Origin of the sequence: Acidovorax sp. (assembly GCF_027492855.1) — a bacterium.
Taxonomy (GTDB): domain Bacteria; phylum Pseudomonadota; class Gammaproteobacteria; order Burkholderiales; family Burkholderiaceae_C; genus Acidovorax.
Genome location: NZ_JAPUDY010000026.1, coordinates 76,393 through 93,893 on the forward strand (window position 1 = coordinate 76,393; position 17,501 = coordinate 93,893).

Below are 17,501 nucleotides of genomic sequence, written 5' to 3' on the forward strand. Positions count from 1 at the left end.
CTTAGCGCAAAGCGAACGGGCTGGCTGGCCGTGGGGTGTTTGGGGCGGGGTTCAAGGGCGCTGGGCCCACTGGGCTACTACTGGGCATCGCCCCCAGGGGCGGCCACAGCAGCAGGCGCCTGCGCACCGGCCTCCACGCCGATGGCTCCCAGGCGTTGCTCCAGCGCCTGGAGGACCGGCGCTATCTGCGCCCCCACGCGTATCTGCGGATTAGAGAAACCATCGGCCTTGCCCGCCTCCACCTCGCGCTGGGCAATCAGCGGCACGGCCTTGGCAAACGCCTCGGTGAACGAATGCGTCTGGCGCAGTTGCTCATTGAACACGGCGCGGCCAAAAAAGGTCAGCTCCGACATCCGGCCACAGCCATACGAGGTGTGCGTGGCGTCGGCCGCCGTCATGATGAGGGTGCTGTCGGTGGCCAGCGGCTCGATCCAGCCGCCCGAAAAGCAGGCCGAGACGGCAATCACCCGATTGTGGATGCCCGCCTCGTCCAGCACCGCGCGCAGCATCTCGGGCGTGGCGGGCTCCACCTGCAGCGGCCAGTGCGAAGCGGCCAGCGCATGGTCCTTTGCCCCGTGGGAGGTCATATAGACCACCAGCACATCGTGCTCACGGTCCATGCGCGCAGCCAGCACGGCCACGGCCCGCCGCAGGTTCTCGGGCGTCGCCCAGGCATGGGTTTGGGCGGTTTCGGCATGGTTGAGCAGGTGCAACACCCGGCCCTGGGCATCAAAACGCTCTTGCAGCAAGGTGCTGACCATGGTGCTCTCGCGGCGGAACACGTTTTCGTCGGCATACGGGGCAAACACCAGCCCATAGACATCCACCACACCAGGGCGCTCGGGCGCCAGCGCATCCATTTGCCGCAGCCACAACGCCTGCTGGCCCTCAAACACGGCCTGCGTCAGCACCAGCGGCACAGGCTCGTGTGCTTCTGCCTCGTCGCCGGATGCGGCAGAGGCCGCCGCCATGGCCTCCACGTCCAACTCCCAGGGCTGGTCCTGAAACTGCCACATCCCCACCCCGATCACCGCCGTCATGGCCACCGCAAAAGCCGCCGTGCGCACACGCGAGCGAATGAAGCGTGCGCTCACCACCACCAAGGCGGCCAGCACCCACGCCAGCAGCACACCATAGATCACCCAGAAAACAATGGACGCCACTGGGCCACTCCACCAATCAGGCCAGTGCAGGGCCGTGACCGAAGTGGCATACAGCCCCAGCGTAGGCACCAACGGCGCCCAGGCCGTCAGCGCATACCAGGCGGCCAACCCACCCGTGGGCGCGGGCACACCTGCCGCCGACGAGACTGCTGGTGCAGCAGACGCACGCTGTGCAGGCGCCATGGCCCACCAGGCCAGCCACAGCAGCACCAGGCCGCTCCACATCGGCGCAAGCCAGCCGCGCAGATTGAACTGCGCAGGCCCCACCACATTCAGACGCGCCGCCGCCACCAGCAAGGCGCCGCTGACCAACGACAGCACCAACAACTGCCACGGCGTGGGCGCGGCCGCCGCCGTGCGGGGCGGCAGAAACAGCGAAGCGCGCAGGCCCTCACGCATCCAGCCCCACAGCGAAAGGCGCCCGGAAGCCGCCATGGGCCGGGCCAGCGGTTGCGGTGGCGGGTCTTGCGGAGACTGATTCAGCGGGACTTCGATCTCAGTCTGAGCAAGTTCTGGCCCCCACTGGCTGGGCAAGGTGTCGGCCCAGGTGCTGCTACTGCTGGCGTTCAGGTCTTTCATGCGCGCATCATGCCATTGGGGGATGACGGTTGTGGGGGCGGTAACTGGTGACTGAATAGCTGCTGGTCGGAACGGGGGGTTGGGAGGGCTGGTTCAGGCTGATCTGAGTCATTCACGGTCCAATGCCTGAACGGCAGCATCCGCCAGCACCAGCCGTTGAACGTCGCCGGTTTTAAACAGCCACTTCGCCCTCGGAACAAGCCTCTCGATTGCGTGGTCAGCCGAGTACCTGCACGGAAGACCGCTTCTGCGTGCAGTGACAGGCTCGTGCCGACCCAATGCAGTCGTGCTTTTTTGGCCGGCAAGAGCTCCACCAAGAGTCTATGAATTCCTACTGCCGTCCGACAAGCGGCAAATGCTTTCGACGGAGCGCTGCTTCGATCTTGGGCGCGAGCACGGGATAGTTCGCCAAGTCCAGGCGTAGCACGGACAGGCGATATCGATTGCCCTCTAGAAGATTGCGCGCTTTCAGCTTCAAGGCGAATGTGCGCTTATCTGCTGCCAGATGGATGTGCTCCCAGACGCGCTTTCCGAGCTTTTCAGATTTGCCTAAGTACAGGGGCATCCACTCATGAACGGCCGTGTGTTTCGCCATACGACCCTTCTGACACGAGGGCACGGATGACTTCTTGAATTCCTCTTGATCCCACGTCGCCGTGAAGCAAGAGAGCCAGTCATCAAGCATTGCGGCGCCATAGGGGATAGACCACACTTCGAAGAAGTACAGCCCGGAAAACTGGATGGACTTCAAGTCAACTTGGAGGAGGTCTCCCAACAGCTCGAACTCAAGGCCTTGCGCTGTTTGCTCAAAGCCGCGAAAAAGTTTCGTGAGTTCGCCGTCGATTTTTTTAATGCGCTGCATGCAGCCATTATCGAGTGGCTGCTCCTGGCAGGTACGGCCCGGTGTGCTTAAACGCACGGGATCTCAGAGAGACAGCGTGGGAGGCCCTATGACCTCTTCTCCGCCCTGCGGCGGTTGGCTGTCTAGGTAGTACCACATCGATGCTGGCAGGGGTGTTCTGAAATGCCGACAAGCGATGAAGTCTATCGGCCACAAGCCCATTGCCAGGGCTGGCGAGTTTTCCTCCCATCTAAGGCGGCCAGTTGCGTTGAATTGCGCGATGCGGTCGCGCAAAGTTTGCGCAGATGCTGGCAAGGCGTAAGGAGCTTCAGTGCTACCGCTTCCCTGGTGTGCTGGCCCAAAATACCAGTTTGATGCCCAATCGGCAGTTGGATGCCAGAGCTGACTGCCTACATCGGGATATTCTTTGGCATGGCTCTCTGCGAGACCCTGGTATACGTTGTCCTGGCCCTGCATCGCACACCAGGACCCCATGGTGGCCAGTAGCCACGAGTGGCGGCGCATAAGGCCTTTGAACTCGTCGTTGCCACGCACCTCAAGCTCGACCAAATCGTCGAGGGAGTCGGAACCCACCGGGAACATACGGCCGATCCTGAACACGAAATTCAGGCGCCCCGTGATCTCGGCAGTCCACCAACGGGCTAGGTCGTGCTGCCCCGTTTGGATGAACAGCACCAGCGCCAGACAGATGTCGATCACTTGTCCGTCCAGTCTCGGGGAGGCTGCCGCTTGGTGGTTGCGCAGCATGGCGGCAAGCGCAGTCGCGAATTCACTGGAGCGCGCCCGCCACGCGTCATTCTGGCCCGGCTCAATCAAGGCAGCCGAGAGCCCGATTGAAGCGAGGAGGCCAACCTGTTCGAGTAGCAGCACCGAATACTCAGCGCCTTCCCGCGTGTACCCCGACAGGCCGTCCTTTACGCGGATGTGTGCAGCCACAGCGTCGTAGTAGCGGCTGGCCGCTTGCAGGTAGGAGCGCCAGATATCTCCCACTACCTCACGGACGTCCTGCCGCTCTTGTAATGATTGCAGGACGACACGATGGAAGCACCACAGCAGCGTGCGCTCCATCACCCAGAGCGCCTGGCGGCGCTCGTTCTCGCCATCGGCCCAGTGTGAGCACACCAATGCAGCCAGGTGGACCCGGCGCAGCGATTTGAGGAGTGCCGGGATGGTTTGCTGAGCGCCTTTCCCATCCAACTGGCCGTCGGGCGCGATGCCCAGTTGGCGAAGCATGAGTCCGCAGAGATGCTCAAAACGGTAGTCGCTGTCGGCGCCCATCACAAGTGCCTTGCGCAGGTCGGCACGGTCTTGGCCGTCAAAGAGGTGTTCGTTCAGCAGGTGCGCCTCGACCAAGTCGGATACCTCGTCCGCACCCCAAAACTCGAAGTTGAGCTGGGGATGGCGCGTGGCAAAGCCCACCCAGTTGGGCTGCACTTCCTGCCCAAGGTCACCTGTGGTTGCAACCACGATCACTTTGCGGTGGTCTTTGTACTCGGGCGGCACATGGCTGGCGAGCCAGACATCGATGATCTCCTCCATGCTCTCACGCACAGCATTGGGATCCCCGCTCCAAGTGCGCCGGCCGATGTCGCCCTGCTTTATGACGAACAGCAGCAGCTCGTTGACGCCATCCGTCAGAGATCGGCCTGCCGCCGGGAAATCGACGCCGAATTGGCGCACCCCGGCCTTGGGCTTGACCAGTGGTACGTACCCCATCTGTGTTAACAGTTCTGGCAGCAGCCGGTCGAACTCGTCGCGCTCTCGCAGCGTACGTAGGTAGTGCGAGAGCGCCAGACGCATTGGGTTACTGGCATTCATGTGAGCTCCCGCTTGGCTGTGCGCAATTGCAGTCTTCGATAGGCATTGCCAACGGGATCGAGCACCTCGCGCCGAGGCATCTCGAACGACACAGAGTGAGATGCAAAGTGCATGGGCTCGGTCCACGATTCGCCATGGTGCTGAAAGCTGGTCTCACCAGCCTTGATGTGCACCTGCGTGACGATTTGCGCAAAGACTGATCGCTTCTGCGCCTCGTGAATTGAACTCTGCATCTCCTTCGCTCGGGCTTTAGCGAGATCTCGGCGCAGGGCCATCGGAACTTTGAGTTCGCGCAGGCGCGGGAGCGTCTCCAGCGCCGACATGTCAGCCTCCAACTGCGCTGCAATGCTGCCCAGCAGTTCTCTCACGTCATTGTCCGTCTCATGTGCGGCCCGTTGTTTTAGTGCATCGCTCGTTGTTCCTGGGTAGTCATAGCCGATTTCTTCGTAGAGAACCCAACGAAGAAAGGGCAATACGCGCTCCTTTGCGTTGCGCAATTCCAGCAAGGACAGAGCTAACGTGATCATCTGCTTGGGCTCAATCAGGAAGCCAAGCATCCGCCTGACCACATACAACAGGTCGGCCTCCGTGGCAGTGTCGAGCAACGCTCGATCAAACTTGATCGCCGTATGGCCATCGGAGCGCACATCTGCGACCATGCCCGCCGCCGCATTCGCAGTAGCTTGGCCTTCGGCGAACATCCAGCGGGTGAACACGCGGGCTAGCAACGGGGGATGGGAGCGCAGAGCCTGCGTGCACGCATCGAAGCGATCCGCGAACTCACGCTTGCCTACTGTCGAGCCGAGATGGGCGCGGACCCAGGCTTCGAGGAACTCAAGTACTGGTTCGGCGTGTGCCGACTCGGTGTGCAATAGCCGAGAGAGACTGTAGTCCAGCTCGTCTATTACACGGTCGAACCCATGGCCTAGCCCGACACACAGCGGAAGCCAATCGAAGAAGATGCCTGCCTGTAGCAAGTCTCCGTCGTTGCGTGACAAGGACTGCGCAACGCACCCGACCGCATCTTGGTCGCCTGCGGCGATGCGTGCACGCAAGGCTTCATCAAAGGTGCGCCGCAGGTGGAGGACTGCGCTGGCAGCGCGCAGTCCGGCCTGGCGCTGAACGACATCCTCGTTGGTTATCCGGAGCAGGACGCATGCTTCCAGCGCCGGTGCCAGCTCGGCCGACAGGCTTGGCTCCGTAAGCATACGGCCGGCGATCCAGCAGGTGACCTCGTGAAGTTCGGTCAAGTCGGAGCGTATGTCTACGTCTACCAGGCGTGAGACCGATGCCTGCGGGTCCGATGCGAACCATGCCATCCAGGCCGCGCCCAGCAGGTTGCCACGCGTTTTGCACGGCTGTGCCAGCAGTAGCTCGACCATGTCGCGTGCAGTAGCTGGCTTACGGCCGAACCAACTCGACAGCGCGTGATAGAAGGCCCCGCCGGCGAGGTCGTTCACCGTGTGCGGCTGCTCTGCATCGCAAACCGCCACCACATCGGGCAGTTCGACCGCTTCAAGGTAGGGCAGGGTGGCCTCAACGAGATGCAGGGCGTCGAAGACGTCGGCCGGGCACGTGATGAGGGGCGTCGCTAAGCGCAGGACGCTGACCCATGGGTGGACAGCCGCCAGGAACCTTCCGCTAGCCATGTCGGTGTTGCCAATCTCGCGGCGCCACAGGTCATAGGCTGCGGCCCACACTACCTGCTCGTCGAAGGGAGGATCACCCAACTCGGCCAAGACATCCAACGCCGCTGCCGAGTTCCGGTCCTCAAGGCGAGCGAAACGCAACTTGCCGCCATCGACCGACGCACCGGGAGTGAAGGGGGGATCGAACTGCACATCGGCGGGGAGCTCGATTTCGAGCCCGCCGCGATCGGCTGCCTGCAGTTGGCGCGCGAGTTGTCCTACGGTCACGGGCTGTTGCGTTGTGAGCATGGGACGGGTCGCAAGGTAGTGGTGATGGAAGCTCGTTAGGTTACCGCAACGCGCAAGGAGTGAATTTTCCGCGAGCCAAACCAGTTTCTGAAACATCGCTCATCGTTTGAGCTGGGCCGAAGGGCAGGAGTCCGCTACAGAGCCGTCAGCGCGCACACTCAATCTAGGGCCGATAACTGCAATGGGTCGAAAGCTCCTTCTCCCTCAATCACCCCCACCACCCGCCCCGACCACAGGCACCACTGCCTGCTGCGCCAGCTCCGGCTGCAGCACCAGCCGCTGCGCACCGCTGTAGCACACAAACCGGCGGTTGGTGGCCCGCCCGATGGCGCACAGGCCCAGTTGCTGGGCCACCGCGTGGCCCATCTGTGTCATGCCGCTGCGCGAGACCACAATGGGCACACCCATCTGGGCGGACTTGATCACCATCTCGCTGGTGAGGCGGCCTGTGGTGTAGAACACCTTGTCGGCACCGGACATGGGTGCGGCATCGCTGTCGGGATTCATCCACATCCACCCGGCGATGGTGTCGATGGCGTTGTGGCGGCCCACGTCTTCCACAAAGGTCCGCAGTTCTTCGCCTTGGAACAGGGCGCAGCCGTGCACCGAACCTGCGGATTTGTAGGTGGTCTCCTTGAGGCGGATGGCGTTGACGATGCCATAGAGCTGGGCCTGCGTCAGCTGCGCCTCGGGCAATGCGATGCGGTCCACCTCGTCCATGAGGCCGCCGAACACGCTGCCTTGGCCACAGCCGGTGGTAACCACCTTGCTGGCGGTGCGCTCTTCGATGCGGGCGATGCCGTGGCGCGTGCGCACGGCGGCGGCGTGGACCTCCCAGTCCACGGTGATGGATTCGATGTCGAACACCGACTCGACCAGGCGCTGGTTGCGCAGGTAGCCCAGCACCAGAAGCTCGGGCTGCGCGCCCAGCGTCATGAGGGTGACCAGCTCGCGCTTGTCCACATAGATGGTGAGGGGCCGCTCGGCGGGGATCTGCAACTGCTCGCTTTCACCCCGTTCGTTGATGACGTTCACGTGGTGGGTGAGGGGCGCCTGGGCTTGGGTGAGGCGTGGCAGCACGGGCGTAGCAACAACGGTTGGAGCAGAAGGCGAAGCTTGGATCATGGTGCAAATATACGCACTCCCGCTCCATGGGGAGTGAGAGCAGGCATGAGGTCGTGAGGGGACATCGACGAAAGGTCCGCCCGTAGAGGTCAGGTGCCCACACAGGCCCGCTAGTGCACACCCACAATGAAAAAGCCGCGCACAGTACACCGTGCGCGGCCTTCAGACCAACAGGTACAAAACGCTCAGGACTTGGGCGCTGCTGCCGGTGTCGTTGTTGTTGCTGCTGCGGGCGGTGGCGCGGGCTGGGCCGCAGGTGGGGTGTAGGCAAAAGGCCCTGGGTCCGCGCAAGCGGCAAGCCCTGCCGCAGCAGGCTTGGCCGCTGGGGTGGTTTTGCGGTAGTAGGCTGCTACGCGGTCTTGGGAAAGGCACAGTTGGTAGCCGCCCACCTTGCCCGCCCAGGCGGCCTTGGCGGCAGCTTCTGCGGCCTTGGCTGCGGCCTCAGGCGAAGGTGCGGGCAGCTTGGCCGATGCGAGCGTGGCCCAGGTGCACAGGCTGACCGCGCACAGCGCCAGCACGGAGGGGCGAGAGAAAAGTGGCTTCATCATCGTCATGGTGCGTGTCCTCATCTCATACCTGCGCGGGCTGGCCCGCAGATGGTTTGGCTGCAGCAGAAGCATCGGCCGCTGGCTCGCTGGCGCTGCGCTGGCGGGGGATTTTTCCGGCTTGCACATCGTCGAGCCAAAGTTCGTGGTGCTCCTTGGCCCAGGCCTCGCTCACATAGCCTGTCTTCATGGCTTTGTAGGCACCATGCATGCCCACCGTGCCCATGTAGATGTGGCCGCAGATCAGCGCCATCATCCAGATGGCCAGGGTGGCGTGGATCATGTGGGCGATCTGCATGTCGCTGCGCACGTCGCCAAAACCGGGGATGAGCTTGTCGAGCACCAGGCCCGTAGCCACCACAAAGATGCCGGGAATGGTGATGCCCCACCAGAACAGGCCTTTTTCGCCTGCGTTGAAGCGGTGCGAGGGCACCTGCTGGTGGCCGCCGCCGAACATGCCGCCGCCTTTGGCCAGCCATACAAAGTCGGCCCGGTTGGCGATGTTGTCCTTGACGAAGGTGAGGATGATCACCAACAACGACACGGCAAACAACGGGCCCATGAAGTTGTGCACGTTCTTGAGCGCGTAGGTCAACCAACCAAACAAGGTGCTGCCCAGCAACGGCAACAGGAAAAATTTGCCAAAAGCCATCACGATGCCCGAGATGGCCAAGGCAATAAAGGCAAAGGCGTTGGCCCAGTGCGCAGCGCGCTCGAACGGTGTGAAGCGCTCGATGCGGCGGGCGGGTGCCCCTTCAGGGTGAGCATGCCCCAGCGGCCCTTTGACGAAGTAGAAGATGCCAAGCGCCAGCAGGACAATGGCAAACAGGGCAGCGCCGTAAGGAATGATCCACTGATTGCGCACTTGGCGCCAGGCCTCGCCCGCATTGGTCACGCGTGAGCCGGGATACTGCACAAAAGGCTGGATCAGGTTGCCCGCCTCGGGTGCTTCGCTTTTGGGCAGGCTGCTGTAACCCGTCACGCCCTGCCCCACCTGGCGCCACATGGGTGCGTTGTTGCCGGGCTGCACCTTCATGCGTTCACCGTTGGTTTGCTCGGCGTATTGGGGATTGGCGTCGGCGTCTGGCTTGACCTCGAAGATGTTCTGGCTCTGGATGCCACCGGCCGCTGCAGGTGCGGGTGCGGCGGCCGCATCCACAGCCGCCGGAGCCTGGGCGCCTGCTGGCCCACCGGCCAGGCCGGCCAGCAACGCCAGGGACCACATGATGTGTTTCATGGCGGGCCTCACTTCGCTGCGGGGGTGCGGGTGTATTCGTTCTGGCTGTACAGCTGGCGTGCCTTCAGTTCCGCCTCCCAGCTGGCTTTGTCTCCGGGCTTCCAGCCGGGCTGCATGAAGTTGCTGCCTGTTCCCGCATAAAGCGGTGCATCGCCACGGATGCCTGCGCCCGTCTGGGGCTTTTCACCACAGGCAGTCAGCGCCACCAGGGCAACGGCGGCGATAAAGGCCGTAGGAACAAGACGCTGGATCATCATGACTTGCCTCCTGCAGGCTGTCCTGCCTGTTGTGAACCATAGGCCGTGCCCCAGCCCCACACCTCGGCACCCTTGCCACGTTGCACCACGCGGTTGCGGAAGATGTCCGCCACCACGTCGCCATCGCCAGCCAGCAAGGCCTTGGTGGAGCACATTTCGGCGCAGGCTGGCAGCTTGCCTTCGGCCAGGCGGTTGCGGCCGTATTTTTCAAACTCGGCCTGGCTGCCGTGGGCCTCGGGGCCACCGGCGCAGAAAGTGCATTTGTCCATTTTGCCGCGCACGCCAAACGTGCCTTGCGACGGGAACTGCGGCGCGCCAAACGGGCAGGCATAGCTGCAGTAGCCGCAGCCGATGCACACGTCCTTGTCGTGCAGCACCACACCCTCTTCGGTGCGGTAAAAGCAGTTGACGGGGCAGACGGCCATGCAAGGTGCGTCGCTGCAATGCATGCAGGCCACCGAGATGGATTTTTCACCAGGCACACCGTCGTTGAGTGTGACCACGCGGCGGCGGTTCACGCCCCAGGGCACCTCGTGTTCGTTTTTGCAGGCGGTCACGCAGCCGTTGCATTCGATGCAGCGCTCTGCGTCACAGATAAATTTCATTCGTGCCATGTCGTGTCTCCTCGCTCCGCGATCAAGCGCGTTCCACGTTGCAGATCGTGGTCTTGGTTTCTTGCATCATGGTCACGCTGTCGTAGCCATACGTCGTTGCGGTGTTGACGGCCTCGCCACGCACCACGGGCGCTGCGCCCTTGGGGTAGTAGGCGAGCAAATCCGCACCCTGCCAGCGGCCCGAGAAGTGGAAGGGCATCCACACGGTATCGGGGGCCACGCGCTCGGTGACCAGCGCCTGCACATTGATGCGCGCACCCGTGGGCGAGCTCAGCCACACGCGCTCGCCGTTGCGAATGCCACGATCGGTGGCCGTCTTGGGGTTGATCTCGACGAACGACTCCTGTTGCAGTTCGGCCAGCCAGGGGTTGGACCGCGTCTCTTCGCCGCCGCCCTCGTACTCGACCAGGCGACCCGAGCTCAGGATGAGCGGGAATTTCTCGTAGGCCTTGTCGGCCACGTTCTTCTCCTGCACGCTCTTATAGAGCGTGGGCAGGCGCCAGAAGGCCTTCTTGTCGTCGTGCGTGGGGTACTTGGCGACCAGCTCAGGCTTGGTGCCGTACAAAGGCTCACGGTGCTGCGGGATGGCATCGGGGAAGTTCCAGACCACGGCCCGCGCCTTGGCATTGCCGAAGGGGTGGCAGCCGTGCTTCATGGCCACGCGAATGATGCCCCCCGAGGAATCGGTCTTCCAGTTCTTGCCTTCGGCCTTGGCCTTCTCGGCGTCGCTGAGGTCGTCCCACCAGCCCAGCTTTTTAAGCAGCACGTGGTCGAACTCGGGATAGCCGGTGGTGATTTCAGCGCCCAGCGAGTGCGAGCCATCTTCGGCCAGCAGGTTGACGCCATCTTTCTCCACACCGAAGTTGGCGCGGAAGTTGCCACCGCCGTCCATCACGTGCTTGGATGTGTCGTACAGGTTGGAAGAACCAGGGTGCTTGAGCTCGGGTGTGCCAAAACATGGCCATGGCAGGCCGAAGTAGTCGCCCGTGAAGTCGTAGCCCGTTTCCTTGTCTTTACCGCCCTTGGCCTTCAAGGTTTTCACGTCGAACACGTTCATGTTCTTCATGTGCGCCTTCAGACGCTCAGGGCTTTGGCCGGTGTAGCCAATGGTCCAAACCGACTTGTTGATTTCGCGCAGAATGTCCTCGACCATGGGCTCGTCCATGCCCTTGACCTTCTGCATCTTGTAGTTCTTGGACAGCTCGGCAGCAAAGCCGAGCTTCTCGGCGAACTGGTGCATGATCATGTGGTCCGAGCGGCTTTCCCACAGCGGCTCGATCACTTTTTCGCGCCACTGAATGGAGCGATTGGACGCCGTACACGACCCGCTGGTCTCGAACTGCGTGGCCGCAGGCAGCAGGTACACAGCGCGGTTGGGGTTCAAGTCTTCGGCTTTGCCCGGCATGGCGGCCATGGCGGCGGTGGCGGATGGGTAAGGGTCCACCACCACCAGCAAGTCCAGCTTGTCCATGGCGCGCTTCATTTCCAGGCCACGGGTTTGCGAGTTGGGCGCATGGCCCCAGAAGAACACGCCGCGCAGGTTGGAGTCCTGGTCGATGAGCTCGTTGTTCTCCAGCACACCATCAATCCAGCGCGAAACGGTGATGCCGTTCTTGGACATCATCGCGGGCGTTGCGTACTGCTTTTTGATCCACTCAAAATCCACACCCCACGCAGCGGCGAAGTGTTTCCACGAACCTTCGGCCAGGCCGTAGTAGCCGGGCAGCGAATCAGGGTTGGGGCCCACGTCGGTGGCGCCTTGCACGTTGTCGTGCCCACGGAAGATGTTGGTGCCGCCGCCGCTCTTGCCCACATTGCCCAGCGCCAATTGCAAGATGCACGATGCGCGCACCATGGCATTGCCGATGGTGTGCTGGGTCTGGCCCATGCACCACACGATGGTGCCAGGGCTGTTGTCATGCAGCATCTTGGCGACCTTGAGCATTTGCGCTTCCTTGACGCCGCAGGCCTCTTCCACCTTGTCGGGTGTCCACTTGGCCAGCACGTCCTCGCGCACCTTTTCCATGCCATAGACACGGTCGTGGATGTACTTCTTGTCTTCCCAGCCGTTCTTGAAGATGTGGTACAGCAGGCCGAAGAGGAATGGGATGTCGGTGCCCGAGCGGATGCGCACGTACTCGTCGGCCTTGGCGGCCGTGCGGGTGAAACGCGGGTCCACCACAATCATCTTGCAACCGGTTTCCTTGGCATGCAGCATGTGCAGCATGCTCACCGGGTGGGCCTCGGCGGCGTTGGAGCCAATGTACAGGGCGACCTTGCTGTTTTGCATGTCGTTGTACGAATTGGTCATGGCGCCGTAGCCCCATGTGTTGGCCACACCGGCCACGGTGGTGGAGTGGCAGATGCGCGCCTGGTGGTCGCAGTTGTTGGTGCCCCAGAAGCTCACGAACTTGCGCAGCAGATAAGCCTGCTCGTTGTTGTGCTTGGACGAGCCAACAAAGTACACGCTGTCAGGGCCGCTGGCCTTGCGCAGCTCCTGCATCTTGGCGGTGATCTCGTTCAGCGCCGTGTCCCAGCTGATGCGCTCGTACTTGCCGTTGACGAGCTTCATGGGGTAGCGCAGGCGGTATTCGCCATGGCCGTGCTCGCGCAGCGCAGCGCCCTTGGCGCAGTGGGCGCCCAGGTTGATGGGCGAATCGAACACAGGCTCCTGGCGCACCCACACGCCGTTTTCGACCACAGCATCGACCGCGCAGCCCACCGAACAGTGGCTGCAGATGGTGCGGCGCACTTCGATCTTGCTGTCGCCGATACCGACCTTGGCGCCTTCAGCGGCGTTGGATTTTTTGACCAGCGTCAGTTGCGACGCAGCAATGCCGACGCCCACACCCAGGCCAGAGCGGCGCAGGAAGGAGCGCCGGTCCATGGTGGGCAGGGCCTGCGACAGGCCACGGCGCAGGCTGTGGACAAAAGGAGAGGCAGACGCCGAAACGGCCTGCGCAGCGTGGGAGGACTTTTTGGTGAGCAACATGGAACGCCCCGCTGTCAGAGTTGGGTGGTTTTGTAGTACTGCTTGACGTGGGCAGACAGGTGGTAGCCACCACCCTTTTCTGGCGCCACGCGGGCAGGCTCAGACACCGTGGCATCAGAGGGAACAACCTGGGGGAGAGCCACGACGGCTGCGGCAGCAGCCCCTACGGTGGCGGCACCGGAAAAGAAGCTCCGGCGTGAGGAAGAATTTGGCTGGCGGTTCTGCATGCTTGTCTCCAGAATGGCTGGCAGCTATGAAACGTAATTCATACGAGTCTATGTCAGTGTGTAAAAGCCTGCAATCGCGCTTTACACCTCCCACTAATGCACTCATCTTTTATAGCGCCCGCATCAGGGTTTCTGCGGACCTTTGAGGTCACTCCATCATGTCGAATCCCTGGGTCTCCACCGATACAAAGGCCCGTGTGAACTGGGCCAATGCGGCATAAAAACGGGCCTGTGGATGGGCCTGCAAGGCATCACACAACAACAGCACCCAGGGCTGCAGATGTGTGGCAAAAAAGTCGCGCTGATTCGTAAGGTTGCAGACAGCTACATCGTCACCCGCAATCAGGTAGCGCATCACCTCACACAGATAGGCAATATGGTCCTCGGTTTCGGGCATGGTGTCGCCACGCGCCAGCCCCCATCGGTCCAGGTCGGTGCGCAGCCGGGCCAGTGGTTTTTCATTCAAAAAGCCACTCAGATAATGCGACCCGTACAGGTACACCTCGGGCTTGCCCACGCCACCGAAAAGGCGATCGAACTCCTGCGTGATGACCGCCCCATCCAATGCGCGGGCAGTGCCCACCAGTTGTTGCCAGGGCTCTTGCAAAAAACCGCCCTCGGCGGGTGCCTCGGTCACCGCCACGCGCAGGGCTGACAGCAGCTCGGGGTCGGGCGCGGCGTAGTACAGCTGCGACAACAGGCCATAGAGTTCGGCGCGCGCGGTTTCTTCGTCCAGCGCGGAGCTGCCGCCGGGCGGCGTCAAAGAAGCAGGTTGGGCGCTCACAGGTCGGTCACTTTCGTTTCGCTTTGGGAGGAATACAGGTCGATCACACGGCAGTCGCTGCACATCTTCAGGCGCTCCAGCGCATCGCCCTGGAACATGGCATGGCCCGAGAGCTTGCCCAGCATGGCCTCGATGGCCTTCACCGTGCCAAAAGGTTTGCTGCAGCGCACGCAGGCCCAGGGCTTGGCCTCGTTCAGCACGCGCAGTTGCGCACGCTCGGGCGTCAGCAGCAGGCGCGGTTGCAAGGTGATGGCGTCTTCGGGGCAGGTGGTGGCGCACAGGCCGCACTGCACGCAGTTCTTTTCGATGAAGCGCAGTTGGGGCAACTGGGGGTTATCTTGCAGCGCGCTGGCGGGGCAGGCGCTCACACAGCTCAGGCACAGGGTGCAGCGGTCTTTGTTGACCTCAATGGCGCCCAGTGGCGCGCCAGCAGCAGGCAAGGCAATGGCCTCGGGCCGGTCGGCCACCGGCATCGGGGCCTGCTCGATGAGGTGATCGATCGCCATCTCCAACGTGCTGCGCTTTTCTTGCGCCACGGCAAAACGCGCGGCCACGGCGGGGGTCTTCTGGCGGGTCTGGCCCAGGGCCTGCAGCGCGGCATCCAGCTCGGTGGGGTGCGTGGCGCGCAGCATTTGCAGATGCGTGCCGGTGTAGCCCAGGCCACGCAAGATGGCTTGCGCCACATCCATCTGCGCCTGCAGGCCATCGAGGTACTGCGGCGCCTCTTCGTGCGTGGCCAGCACCACCACTTGCGACGCGCCATAGGCCACGGCGCTGAGCCACAGGTCCACCCCCGTGCTGGCGGTGTGCCACAGCGCCACCGGAATCACGTTGGCGGGCACGCCGTGCGCCAGCTTCAGTTGGGCAGCACGCCCCAGTTCTTCCACCAGCGCCTGGCCGCGCTCTTGGCTGTGCAGCAGAAGCACGGCATCTTTGCCGCCTGCGGCGGTGTAGGTGGACAGCAGGGTTTTGAGCTTGGTGCCCTGGTTCGTGGCGCTAGGGTAGGCATAGGTCAGCGCGCCCGTGGGGCACACGGTGGTGCAGGCGCCGCAGCCCACGCACAAATTGGGGTTGACGACGATGCGCTGGCGGCCCTTGTCGCTGCTGATCGCCTCGGCTGAGCAGATGTCCACGCAAGCGTTGCAGCCCACAGTGGCGTTACGGCTGTGGGCGCAGAGCTTTTGCTTGTAGGCAAAGAACTTGGGCTTCTCGAACTCCCCCACCAGCTCGCGCAGCTTGAGCAGAGCCGACAGGTCGCGCCCGTCCCAGCGGAAGTAGCCCTGCGGCAGCGCGTGCTGCAAGAAGGTGGGCGTGGCGGTGGCCGAGCGCAGGTCCAGCACCAGGTCAAAGCGCTCAGTCTGCGCGGTGGCCTCGCGGGTGAAGTCGATGGCACCGGCCACCTGGCACACCTTCACGCAGGAGCGGTGCGACTGGCAGGCCGCCAGGTCGATTTGGTAGTCGAGGCCAATCGCGTTTTCAGGGCAGGCGGCCACACAGGCATTGCAGCGCGTGCACAGATCAAGGTCGATGGGGTTGTCGGCCGCCCATTCCAGCTCGAACGCGCCCAACCAGCCCGTAAGGCCGGTGATGCGCCCGCCCAGCACGGGGTAGCGCCGGGCCTGGGCGCCACCGGCATTGCCAGGGCCTTGGGTGAACAGCGTGACATCAAGCACATCCGACACCAGGGCTGCCGCCTGCTCGGCCTGGTCGAGCGGGCCGATGATGAGCAAACGGCCTGCACTCTTGTAGGTGACCGTGGGCACGGGCTCCGGATCGGGCAGGCGCGCGGCCGCCAACAATGCGGCGATCTTGGGGCTGGCCTTGGCGGCATCGCGGCTCCAGCCGCCGGTTTCGCGGATGTTGACAAAGCGGATGGGCGACACCGCGCCCTCGGTTTGCTGGCCCAGGTCGCCAAAAAGGCGTTGTTCCTGGGTGCAGGCCACCACCACATCCTGCCCGGACTGGATGGCTTTTTGAAACGACCCCGCGTCGCGCCGACACAGGGTGGAGTGAAGGGTCAGGTCTTCATGCAGCGCCTCGCCCAACGCTTTGGCGTTGAGGGGCATCGTCTGGTTGCAGTCGCAAAGGAGCGTCGTGGTCATTGTGGCTGTGGCTGGCTGGCATGGCCGCCACGTCCCCGGCAGGGGAGCAGGCGGCCACCTCAGGCTCGCTGGAGGAAGCGCTAGGAATAGCGTTGCATACCCCGGACTGTGCCACGTCTGCGGCACCATCCGCCTCCGCATCATCCCGAGGCTGAGTGGCAGCCGGGGCTATTGCCTGCGCGCCGTCCGGCAGGGGCTCTAGCGCGTCCTCTGCAGGCTTCTTCTCGTGGTCGAAAAAACCCATGGTGTGGGCGCTGGCGATCTTGCGCAACATGCCTTCCGGCAGCGGGTCGGGCTGGGTGTAGTCGCCCACGTAGATATCCAGGCCGTCCATCACGTTGAAATGGGGGTCGGCAAAGAGTTTTTTCATCGCCAGGTTGCGCACCTCGGGCGATACCGCACGGTCCACAAAGGGCTTGAAGTCTGACGCGGGTGTAAGGGCCTGGGCGTCTGACAAAGTAGGCGCTGGCAGCGCATCCACCACCGGGGCGCCGTCACCGGAAGCTGGCTGCGCGGCATCCTGCGCCCCCGCCGCCAGGGGTGTGGCCGCTGCGGGTGCCGGTACAGGTGCTTTTACGGCAGGCGCTGGCGGCTCTTTGACCGGCTTGCCTGCCAGCACATCCTGCTTGCGGCGCGACCAGCGCCCAAGGAATCCGTCAGCCATGGCCGCCTCCCCCTGTACCGCCACCGCGCAGTTTCTCGGTGGACACCGAGGCCGGGTTGCCAAACCGGTCCTGCAGCGACCGGAAGCTGTCGGGGCGCTTACGGCGCTTGGGCTCGGGCTGGTAGTGCTCGGCCACGAAGGCGCGCAGGGCCTCCACCACCTCGGGGGCAGCGGGCACCTGCTCGACGGTTTCCTGCGCGTCCAGCCAGCGACCAGCGTCGTGGTAGCTCAGGCTCACGGCCACGGGGCGGGCCAGCGGGATCTCGCCGGTACCGGTGTCTTCATCGCGGCGCCACATCACAAACCAGCAGGGCGCGGGCGAGGTGAGGTTGAGGTGGTAGCCCTCGGCGTCGTCGCGGAACAGTTCGACGCGAAAGCCCGGAAACAGCCAGCGCTGTTCGCGCTCGTCATTGAGCAACTGGCGCGGCGCGGTGCCAAAGGCGGGCTGGTCGATGACCACCTCGGCCAGCGACCAGCGCCAGGGCTGCCAGCGGTTGTCGATGTGCTCGCACCGCATGGTCACGGCAACGTCGGTGTAGGGGCGCTCTGTCATGGGCACCCACTTTACCCCGGCATGCGGCCACGCGCGGCAATA

15 protein-coding genes are annotated in these 17,501 nt (G+C 63.4%); all 15 read right to left on the minus strand.

The annotated features are described in order from the left end of the window. Positions 1-77: 77 nt before the first annotated feature. Positions 78-1,742: a C13 family peptidase gene (locus Q0105_RS05030; protein ID WP_298209371.1), complete on the minus strand. Its 1,665-nt coding sequence runs from the start codon at positions 1,740-1,742 to the stop codon at positions 78-80. Positions 1,743-2,073: 331 nt separating this feature from the next. Then, positions 2,074-2,604, minus strand: coding sequence for a hypothetical protein (locus Q0105_RS05035; RefSeq protein WP_298209373.1), 531 nt, complete (start codon positions 2,602-2,604; stop codon positions 2,074-2,076). Positions 2,605-2,667: 63 nt separating this feature from the next. Next, positions 2,668-4,422: a hypothetical protein gene (locus tag Q0105_RS05040; RefSeq protein ID WP_298209375.1), complete on the minus strand. Its 1,755-nt coding sequence runs from the start codon at positions 4,420-4,422 to the stop codon at positions 2,668-2,670. Continuing rightward, positions 4,419-6,359: a hypothetical protein gene (locus tag Q0105_RS05045; protein WP_298209377.1), complete on the minus strand. Its 1,941-nt coding sequence runs from the start codon at positions 6,357-6,359 to the stop codon at positions 4,419-4,421. The genes Q0105_RS05040 and Q0105_RS05045 overlap by 4 nt, the downstream gene beginning before the upstream one ends. A gap of 204 nt (positions 6,360-6,563) precedes the next feature. Continuing rightward, positions 6,564-7,484, minus strand: a complete 921-nt coding sequence (locus Q0105_RS05050) for a formate dehydrogenase accessory sulfurtransferase FdhD (protein ID WP_298209379.1) — start codon at positions 7,482-7,484, stop codon at positions 6,564-6,566. Between the two features lie 185 nt (positions 7,485-7,669). Then, a complete protein-coding gene (locus Q0105_RS05055) occupies positions 7,670-8,038 on the minus strand; it encodes a hypothetical protein (protein ID WP_298209381.1) in 369 nt (122 codons plus the stop codon). A gap of 16 nt (positions 8,039-8,054) precedes the next feature. Then, positions 8,055-9,266, minus strand: coding sequence for a formate dehydrogenase subunit gamma (locus Q0105_RS05060; RefSeq protein ID WP_298209383.1), 1,212 nt, complete (start codon positions 9,264-9,266; stop codon positions 8,055-8,057). Positions 9,267-9,274: 8 nt separating this feature from the next. Continuing rightward, on the minus strand, positions 9,275-9,520 hold the full coding sequence (locus Q0105_RS05065) for a hypothetical protein (RefSeq protein WP_298209426.1): 246 nt from the start codon (positions 9,518-9,520) through the stop codon (positions 9,275-9,277). Next, positions 9,520-10,137, minus strand: a complete 618-nt coding sequence (gene fdh3B / locus Q0105_RS05070) for a formate dehydrogenase FDH3 subunit beta (protein ID WP_094291273.1) — start codon at positions 10,135-10,137, stop codon at positions 9,520-9,522. Before fdh3B ends, Q0105_RS05065 begins: the two co-directional genes overlap by 1 nt. Positions 10,138-10,159: 22 nt before the next feature. Next, complete coding sequence (locus Q0105_RS05075) at positions 10,160-13,129, minus strand: formate dehydrogenase subunit alpha (protein ID WP_298209386.1); 2,970 nt, start codon at positions 13,127-13,129, stop codon at positions 10,160-10,162. Positions 13,130-13,143: 14 nt separating this feature from the next. Continuing rightward, positions 13,144-13,356: a formate dehydrogenase gene (locus tag Q0105_RS05080; protein ID WP_298209388.1), complete on the minus strand. Its 213-nt coding sequence runs from the start codon at positions 13,354-13,356 to the stop codon at positions 13,144-13,146. 148 nt (positions 13,357-13,504) lie between these two features. Then, positions 13,505-14,140, minus strand: coding sequence for a molecular chaperone TorD family protein (locus Q0105_RS05085; RefSeq protein WP_298209390.1), 636 nt, complete (start codon positions 14,138-14,140; stop codon positions 13,505-13,507). Beyond that, positions 14,137-16,206: a 4Fe-4S binding protein gene (locus Q0105_RS05090; protein WP_298209392.1), complete on the minus strand. Its 2,070-nt coding sequence runs from the start codon at positions 16,204-16,206 to the stop codon at positions 14,137-14,139. The genes Q0105_RS05085 and Q0105_RS05090 overlap by 4 nt, the downstream gene beginning before the upstream one ends. Then, positions 16,166-16,906, minus strand: a complete 741-nt coding sequence (locus tag Q0105_RS05095) for a DUF3306 domain-containing protein (RefSeq protein ID WP_298209394.1) — start codon at positions 16,904-16,906, stop codon at positions 16,166-16,168. Before Q0105_RS05095 ends, Q0105_RS05090 begins: the two co-directional genes overlap by 41 nt. Further along, positions 16,899-17,459 carry a DUF3305 domain-containing protein gene (locus Q0105_RS05100; RefSeq protein ID WP_298209396.1) on the minus strand — a complete coding sequence of 187 codons (561 nt, stop codon included), beginning with the start codon at positions 17,457-17,459 and terminating at the stop codon, positions 16,899-16,901. Before Q0105_RS05100 ends, Q0105_RS05095 begins: the two co-directional genes overlap by 8 nt. Positions 17,460-17,501: the final 42 nt, after the last annotated feature.